The sequence below is a fragment of the Paenibacillus sp. P4_A7 genome, assembly GCF_056402455.1.
The window spans coordinates 1-2,929 of record NZ_JBFUHJ010000591.1 but is presented as its reverse complement, the minus strand read 5'-3'; the positions used below and the strand labels follow the sequence as shown (position 1 = coordinate 2,929).

General features: G+C 43.8%; 2 protein-coding genes and 2 pseudogenes. 2 read left to right on the top strand and 2 right to left on the bottom strand.

Features of this window, described 5'->3' with window-relative positions; translation table 11 throughout:
- Window positions 1-387, bottom strand: a pseudogene (locus AC1DWN_RS31495) (VanW family protein); the annotation flags it as partial.
- 164 nt (window positions 388-551) lie between these two features.
- Between AC1DWN_RS31495 and AC1DWN_RS31490 the strand changes: the two are divergent.
- Both AC1DWN_RS31490 and AC1DWN_RS31485 read left to right on the top strand, forming a co-directional pair.
- Window positions 552-1,727 carry a hypothetical protein gene (locus tag AC1DWN_RS31490; RefSeq protein ID WP_477562794.1) on the top strand — a complete coding sequence of 392 codons (1,176 nt, stop codon included), beginning with the start codon at window positions 552-554 and terminating at the stop codon, window positions 1,725-1,727.
- Window positions 1,728-1,797: 70 nt separating this feature from the next.
- Window positions 1,798-2,154, top strand: coding sequence for a helix-turn-helix domain-containing protein (locus AC1DWN_RS31485; RefSeq protein ID WP_477562793.1), 357 nt, complete (start codon window positions 1,798-1,800; stop codon window positions 2,152-2,154).
- A gap of 1 nt (window position 2,155) precedes the next feature.
- Here AC1DWN_RS31485 and AC1DWN_RS31480 read toward each other — a convergent pair.
- Window positions 2,156-2,929: pseudogene (locus AC1DWN_RS31480) on the bottom strand (hypothetical protein); the annotation flags it as partial.

Here is a 2,929-nt window from a genome sequence, read left to right as displayed (position 1 = left end):
AATCAGAGACATAAGCTCGCTATCCACTTTAGCATGAATAGTCAGCATCGGAGCCTCCATCCTTGAGACACCGCCTTCATATATATAACTGTAAAATTGCTCCGTAAATGCTCTTTTATTGAGCTTACTGCCTGTTTGCTCAGGTATGATTCTGCCTCCACTATCCAATGTGGCATTTATGGGTGCTTTATACGTTCGTGAATGCACATCTTCCATTAATTGATCTAGCTTGTTATCCTTCACAATGGGAACTCCCGGTAATGGATGGGTGTATTCGGAGGGAGATACGACTGCTATCTTTTGTCCCTGATACTCAATCATCAATGGCTCTAGCTGCTGAACCTGTTGGAACATGAATAGAAGGGCCAGTATAAATTGTAGTCCCAAAATCGATAACCTCCTGCTTGCGATCTTATCGAGGTAGTATGTTTCTGAATGGCATTGTCCATACATCGCAGCTTAAGTACATAAATAGTGGTTGATTTGCTGAAAATACATATACAGCGTTTTAACACGGCTATTTTCACATTACTTTATCCGGAGGAATTTAGATGGATCAACGTTTATTAAGGAAGCTTGTCATTTTTTTTATCGCCGTATTCGCGGGAATCATCTTTCAACCTATACCCAACATAAATGCAATAGAAGCAGCAAAGCCCGCACCTGAGGCCAAGACGAGTACAAAGGTCATTATTACGGTCCGTTCCGTACAAAATGCTGCTCTGTTTAGCGAGCTGGCTATCGAGAGCTCTGACATTACGAAAGCATTGGATAACGGCAAGCCTGAACGTACAGTAGGAAGCTCCTTCTTGCCTGATATCGAAGTAACCCTTATTCAAGGTGATCAACAAGACAGCTACCGTTTGGAGCCAACAGGGAATCTATGGAATGAATCCAAAATGAATCGACTCGTCCTAACCAAAGACGTTGCTAATGAATTGATACATTTGGCTGAATCCTTGCGTACTCATCATTATGGAGACCTGGTTCCATGGGAATCTGCGCAAATCATGGTGCCGCGGAAAAGTAAATTTTCCGTTACAGATTTGGAGAGCGGCCTTACTTTTCAAGTACAAAGACGGGCAGGTCATGATCATGCCGACGTGCAGCCTCTAACGAAGGCTGATACGATGATCATGAAACAAATATACAATGATCATTGGAGCTGGAAGAGAAAAGCGATTCTCGTTCATAATGGACAAGATTGGATAGCTGCTTCGATGAATGGCATGCCTCATGGCGGTGATGGCATCCCTGAAAATGGTTTCTCCGGACATTTCTGCATTCATTTTTATGGCAGCAAGACACATAAGTCAGATAATCCTGATTTGGCGCATCAGATGATGGTATATCGAGCTGCCGGAAAGCTGTCAGCTTATTTTGATTCTGCTTCTCCAGCTGTGCTCGCAAAATCGTTCATAGAGGTAATGAATCATCAGGACAATGACTTATTGACACAAATTGCAGTTGGACTCCCTAAGGAAAAGCTCGAATTATTTGCGGAGGAAATGTTGTCTATCCGTTCGATTAGAGAGCAAAAGCAGTCGAAATCAAAACGTATATCTCCCATGAACGATCCAGTTTCGGATGAGAGCCTCTCCATGGAAATCAAGCTGCCGATCATGCTTGAGAAAAAAGGCAAATCGCCGCAAGCTGTAAATTATTTATTTATTTTCAAAAGAGAATCCAAACAATCCCCTTGGCGTTTCGTAGATATTCTGACATGATCCCGCTTTGTGCAAGCAACTAGCAAACATGCTATAATGATGTGGCATTTACTAGGGGGGAGTTCATCGGATGTTCGCGAAACGATTAAAGCAGCTGCGGAAAAATAGAAAGTTAACGATGCAGGAATTGGCTGATTATTTGGGGGTTGCAAAAAGCACGTATGCGGGGTATGAATCAGGATATCGTCAGCCGACGCTTGAATCCATTCAGACGATTTCCAGAAAACTGCGAACGTCAACGGATTATCTTCTAGGGCTAACTGACTATCCTGAGCCTCCTACTGAATTAAACCATAATGCCAAAGAATATTTAAATTACGAGCAGCTTCATTGGGATGGGGTTCCTTTGGAGAGGGACGATCTGGAGTTAATTCGCAATTTGCTTGAACGTGTACTCCGTGATCGTACCCTGCCAAAGGAAGAATAGCTTACCCTCCCATTAGCTTCTGCAGATTAGCTTCATACTCTGCTAATAGCTCTTCCTTCAGCTCGTAAAACGTTTGCTTCCATTCCTCTAATACATTCGGTGATACAGAGTCTTTTTCCGCATTTTGAATGACCACTTTAAACATATTGTCACATTTAGATTCCGCAGTCGCCATCTTATTCAGCAGTTGCTCATTAAATTTCTGAAAGGCAATGGGATCAAATATATCCACATCCTGAATGGCTGAATCCGCTTCTATTAAAATATCATTCATATCCTGCGTACACATCACTTGAACCTTAATAATTTCTTGCTTATACTTTACTGTTTGATTGACTGGCGGTTCAGTCGGAGCTATGACAGGCGGATCAGTTGGAGTTACACCAGGTGGAACAGTCGGCTTTACACTTGGTGGTTTGGGTTTCGATAGATTAGGATTATCCGTCCGACCTGGACCTTTATCTGACGGATTTTTGTCTACAGGCTTGTTTGGTACATCTGTAGCTCCCGGATTAGGCTTCGCAGCTTGATCGGAACCACTGATCTCACCCTGCCCCTCGGACTGACCATCTGCCGGTGATTCGGGTGTTTCTTGTCCGACGGTTGGCTCAGCTGTCTGTTCCCCTCCCGGAGTTTTCGTCCCACCATCCTCAGCATTTACGCCCGGTGAGCTAGTCGCTTGCTGTCCGTCTTCCAGCTGTGCAGTTTGTCCGCTTTGCTCGGATCCAGCCGCATGAATGACTATCCCTTTCTCATTAGACGTCTTCCAATGCAA